The following is a 4,921-nucleotide window of genomic DNA, read 5'->3' on the forward strand; positions in this document are numbered from 1 at the left end:
CGGCGCTGGCCAATCCAACTTACAAACCACCCAATCGCACCAGCATCAAACGAGCACTGCAGGCCGTCGCACACCCCAAAGAGATCTCACATCCAGACACATTTCTAGTAGCAATACGGCATCCACTAGATTATGTCTTCTGGCCAGCAATTTGATATGCATGGGACAATCACAAGTGCGCTCGCTTAACAAATTTTTAAGGATCAGATCGGCATTAAATTTTGCCAAATGGCTTTATTACACACGCGTATGGGGTATGGACATTCATTCAAGTGTAAAATTTTCGTTGAGCGCTAGATTTGACTTGACCTACCCGAAAGGCGTTCATATTGGCGCTTACAGTTATATCGCTTTTGACGCAGCTATTTTAGCCCATGATATGACAAGGGGGCTCTATCTCCATACTTATATTGGTGAATGCTGCTTTATAGGCTCCCGCAGTATTATATTACCCGGTGTCAAAATTGGGAATAGCTGTATTGTCGGATCCGGTAGTGTTGTAACTAAAGACATTCCTGCAGGATCTGTTGTGGCGGGCAACCCAGCTCGGATCTATCAGCAAGGATTGGAGCTGACTAGATATGGTCGCTTCAAAGATGCGGAGCAAACGAAAGAGCGTCTTATTGCAGACGGAGCATTCGATTAGATGTTGAGCCGCGCCGGGTTTTCCGGAGGGGATTTGGTTTGGGTTAGGCGGCCAAGGCTTACGCCTCGGGTTGGGCATAGTAGCGCGCTTCGGCCTCTGCGGGCGGGATATTTCCGAAGGGTTCGAGTAGGCGGCGGGTATTGAACCGGTTGACCCATCGGGGGGTAGCGAACTCAACCGCCTCGAACGACCGCCACGGGCCGCGTGGTTAGATCACCTCGGTCTTGAACAGACCGATGATCGTCTGGGCGAGAGCATGATCGTACGAGTCGCCGACGCTACCGACGGAGGGTTCGATATCTGCCTCGGCGAGACGCTTGATATAGCGGATACTGACGTATTGCGACCCGCGGTCGGAATGGCAGACTAGGGCCTGTCGTCACCTGAACGGATTGGGGTCGCTGGCGTTTTCCTCTCTCTGATGCAGGAGGGGTGATGCTGAGCGACGCGCAATGGTCTGAACTGGAGCCCCTGGTCGAGGCCTGCCGGCCCAAGGCCAAGACACCCCCGCAGGATCTGCAGCGTACGCTCTCGGCGATCCTTTGGCGGCATCAGAACGGGGCCAAATGGCGGGCCATTCCGGAGGAGTTGGGTCCGTGGTGGCGGGCAGCGCAGATCTTCATCCGCTGGTCCCGTGCCGGCGTCTGGGAGCGGCTGCTCGGCCTCGTGCAGGAACGGGGCGTCCAACTCGGAATGGTGTTCCTCGACGGTACGAACATACGCGCGCACCAGAAGGCAGCCGGTGCCTCTAAAAGGGGGGATCTGGGGCCGAGCGAGACGCTCGTGAAGCTCTTGGCCGCTCGCGTGGCGGCTATGGCACCAAGGCGTGCGTGATCGCCGACGGGCAGGGCCGCGCCATCGCCTTCCAGCTGGCACCGGGGCAGGCCCATGAACTGCCCCATGCGGTTCCGCTCCTCGATCAGCTGCCCGGCGTGCCCAAGTGGGTCGTCGGGGACCGCGGCTACACCAGTCACGCCTTCCGCGAGCACATCTGGGACATGGGCGCGCGGCCCGCGATACCGCCCCAACGTCACGAAGCGCCCGTCGCATGCCCGGACTGGATCTACAACAACCGCAATCAGGTCGAACACCTCTGGGCCAGGCTCAAGGAATGGCGTGCCATCGCCACCCGATACGAGAAGACCGCCATCAGTTTCATGAACGTCCTCTGCCTCGCCGCCGCCATCGATTGGCTCAAGCGATGACACACCCTAGGCCCACAACTCCAGCGTCCCCTCGATAGAGATCCCGGGCGTCCGTGATGCGTGAATCATGGTGAGGCAGAGATTCAGAACCTCAGCAGAAACGCAACTGTAATGCTAGTTCACGTGCTTCCGCCACCTGCCCGTCCGCTACGAGCAACGCGCCGACATCTACAAGGCCTTCACAAGCCTCGCAGCCGGCCTCATCACCTTCGACCAGATCAAACAGTTCTGTTAGGTGCTCCAAGACGTGTGCTATCCAGCCGTGATGCCACCCGAGGATGCCAATGCAAACGATTCAGCTACGACCTGGCTACCACAAGCCAGATATTTCTCCAGGCTCCGACGCGCAGTTCATGCCCTCCAAAGGAAAGCGCACCGGAAACATCGACATCAAGGGGCAGGGCCGCTCCTATCGCGTTCAGGGTGGTGATTATGGAACCTCCCGAATTCAGATGTTCGGTCCCGCCGTCGTATCTGAAGTTAATGGTGTCCAGATAGACGTTCGAAGTACCCCACCACAGGATGGTATCGACTTCGGTGGCAACCATCACATGTGTGTTGTTCGCAAAAGCCGGATCGTTGGTATCCATGGACGTCAAGACACAGTGCACGGCGATGCGGTACAGGTCTACAATAACTCTGACGTGGACGTGCTGCTGATCGAGGATTGCACTCTTGCCAGTGCCTACCAGTGTATCATGACGACAGGCGGGGTCCGTTTCATCATCCTAAGACGGGTGAACCTTCGCGACGAGCCAACTCTTCGAGAGCAGCAATCGGTCGCAGTCCTGCACATGGCGGCTCCTAAATCGCCGCCATGCTCGATTTTCCTTGAGGATGTTTGGGTCGACTGGCCGAACGCGAGCAAGTCGTGGCTTGCGATTTCAGGCCCCACGAAGATCATCGGCCACCCGATCTTTGGCGTTCCACCCAGCGGCGACTTCTGCCCTTGACGTTGTCGCTACAAGTAGAAAACTGCCGCCTGCGGGGAACCTGTACTCACAACAATGATCCGAAAATTGGAGGTACCGTCTCCATTTGTTTCACTTTGAACGAGGTACCCACTTCCGGTGAATGGTTCGTCACCGTAGACTGGCGTCGGATCCGTGACGGTGACACTTGCTTAAACAACATGTAACTAACCTGCCTAACGAGATGACCTTGACCCAGCAAACTGGCTCTTCGCCAAGTTTGGTGGATCAGGCTGCGAGGAGGAACCGTCGTCGTAGGAGGTCGAGATTGGCGCGACCGTACATGGCGCGCTTCAAGAGCTTGAGACGCGTGATCTGGCCTTCGGCTTGTCCGCTGCTCCAAGGCAGTGTCAGTGCGGACTGAACAGCATCTCTATCCTGACCGAGGCTAGCAGCGAAGCTCTCGACGATCCGGACACCGCAGGTTTGCGCTTCGCCCAGCCATTGATTGAACGCCGTGACATCTGATTTTCCCGACGGCTGTTGGCCACAGCGGCTCCGGACGATCCGGCAGAACCGGCGGCCGAGATCGACCACCTTGGCCGCCTCGGTATCCTGCAGGACACGCGAGACGACCGCGGCCGCCTCAGGGCCGAGGTCTTCGGGCTCACGCAGGAGATACCAGGACAGCTGCTTGGATGAGACCAGGGGCGATGCGGTGGAGGTCACAACACGGGTGTCGGTCAGTGCTGGCGACGACCGGATAGTCGTTCCAGCCGGGCCTGCGCGCCGCTCGGACAACTAGCGATGCACCTGCTTCGAGGTGCCGGCAAAGCCGATACCCTTAAGTTCGCGCCAGAGCTGCTCCGCATTCTCGCAGCCCTCATCGAGGCGGCCATGCAGATGCCCGAGATAAGGATCGAGCATGCTCGGCTTCGGCTCGCGCATGCCGTTCCGGGGAAAGCTCGCGGCGAAGGCGTACTTGCGCACCGTGGCGCGGGCCAAGCCCGTCTCGCGATTGATGCGCTGAAGCGAGTGTCCTTCCGCATGGCGGCGACGCACGTTGTCATGGGCCGCTTCCCATCGACCGCGGGCCGCGGCCCGCGCGAGCATCTCCGACGGTGCGCGCGGGTAGGGCGTGACGCGCCGAATCGATGGCGATGACGGGGCCGCGGCCGGCAACAGCTTCAGACGCGGATGGACGCGGGCGAGCCAGCGCTCGACCATCTGTCGGGTATTGAGCAGGAGATGCCACCGATCCGCGACCTGAACTGCATCGGGCGCCCCCATGGCGGTCCCACGCGCATATTCGGTCGAGCGGTCCCGTGCCACGACCTGGATCTGTGGGTCGCGCCGGAGCCGGGTCGCCAGCGTTAAGGCCGAACGATCCGGCAGCAGATCGATGGGACGGCGGCGTTCGAGATCGACAAGGATGGTGCCATAGGTTCGGCCTTTGCGCAGAGCCCAGTCGTCGACACCGACGATGATCGGTTTAGATCCGGTCGGCAGCGGGCATTTGCGGATACCCCGCAGCAGCGTCGTGGCACTGGTGGGCATCGCCAGGTGCGGCAGCAGCCGGGCGGCGGGTGTGGCACCGAGCGCCAGGGCGGTCCGAACCTGGGCATCGGCCAGCCGGCAGGTTCTCTGAGCGTAGCGGTCGAGGAGGCCCGGCAGACGCTCGGCAAAGGTTCGGCGGGCGCAAGCAGGATCGTGGCAGTAGAAACGTCGGATCGTCAGGGTCAGACGCACCTCCTGACCGCTCGTCGGCAGGTCGGTGGGACGCCGGTGATAGCGACTATGCACCGACCGGCTGACCGTACGACAGCGTGGGCAACGGGCATGATCGCGCTTCGCTTGAGCGGAAATGCGAAGGGCCGTGCTCTCCTCACGCGTTACGTCGAGAAGGCGACAACCGGGGATGTGACAGAGAAGGGTCATACCCCGATCTGAGAGTCCCCGCACGGTTCAGCCAGGGGCTACCTTCCGGCATCCCCCCACCAACCCAATCCACCAAACTTGGTGAAGAGCCGCAAACTGGTCCTCGCTGAGCGCAAGTTTTACGGTAAGCGGTGTCTGGAGCCGCCCTTCCCGGGTTGATTGCGATGGGGGATTCTGACGGTCCCGGGTTCGGATCGTTTTATGTCTATGCTTGAGGATAT

3 protein-coding genes and 2 pseudogenes are annotated in these 4,921 nt (G+C 60.0%); 3 read left to right on the plus strand and 2 right to left on the minus strand.

Going from position 1 to position 4,921, the window contains the following annotated elements:
• The first annotated feature begins 151 nt into the window (after positions 1-151).
• Positions 152-646, plus strand: coding sequence for an acyltransferase (locus tag ASF41_RS24245; RefSeq protein WP_407067303.1), 495 nt, complete (start codon positions 152-154; stop codon positions 644-646).
• A 58-nt stretch (positions 647-704) separates the two neighbouring features.
• Here the strand turns inward: ASF41_RS24245 and ASF41_RS24250 are convergent.
• Positions 705-1,019: pseudogene (locus ASF41_RS24250) on the minus strand (IS3 family transposase); the annotation flags it as partial.
• 62 nt (positions 1,020-1,081) lie between these two features.
• Between ASF41_RS24250 and ASF41_RS24255 the strand changes: the two are divergent.
• Together ASF41_RS24255 and ASF41_RS25225 are read left to right on the plus strand one after the other, a co-directional pair.
• Positions 1,082-1,851, plus strand: a protein-coding gene (locus ASF41_RS24255; protein WP_156653393.1) for an IS5 family transposase whose coding sequence is annotated in 2 segments (ribosomal slippage) — positions 1,082-1,397 and positions 1,397-1,851 — 771 coding nt in all. Because the reading frame shifts where the segments join, the coding sequence is not laid out codon by codon here.
• Positions 1,852-2,135: 284 nt separating this feature from the next.
• Entirely contained in the window at positions 2,136-2,804 is a 669-nt protein-coding gene (locus ASF41_RS25225) for a hypothetical protein (RefSeq protein WP_156653394.1), read from the plus strand.
• 246 nt (positions 2,805-3,050) lie between these two features.
• On the opposite strand, the pseudogene ASF41_RS24260 reads toward ASF41_RS25225, so the two are convergent.
• Positions 3,051-4,700 (minus strand): annotated as a pseudogene (locus ASF41_RS24260) (ISL3 family transposase).
• Between the last annotated feature and the right edge of the window lie 221 nt (positions 4,701-4,921).

It is taken from the genome of Methylobacterium sp. Leaf111 (assembly GCF_001423285.1).
Taxonomy (GTDB): Bacteria; Pseudomonadota; Alphaproteobacteria; order Rhizobiales; family Beijerinckiaceae; genus Methylobacterium.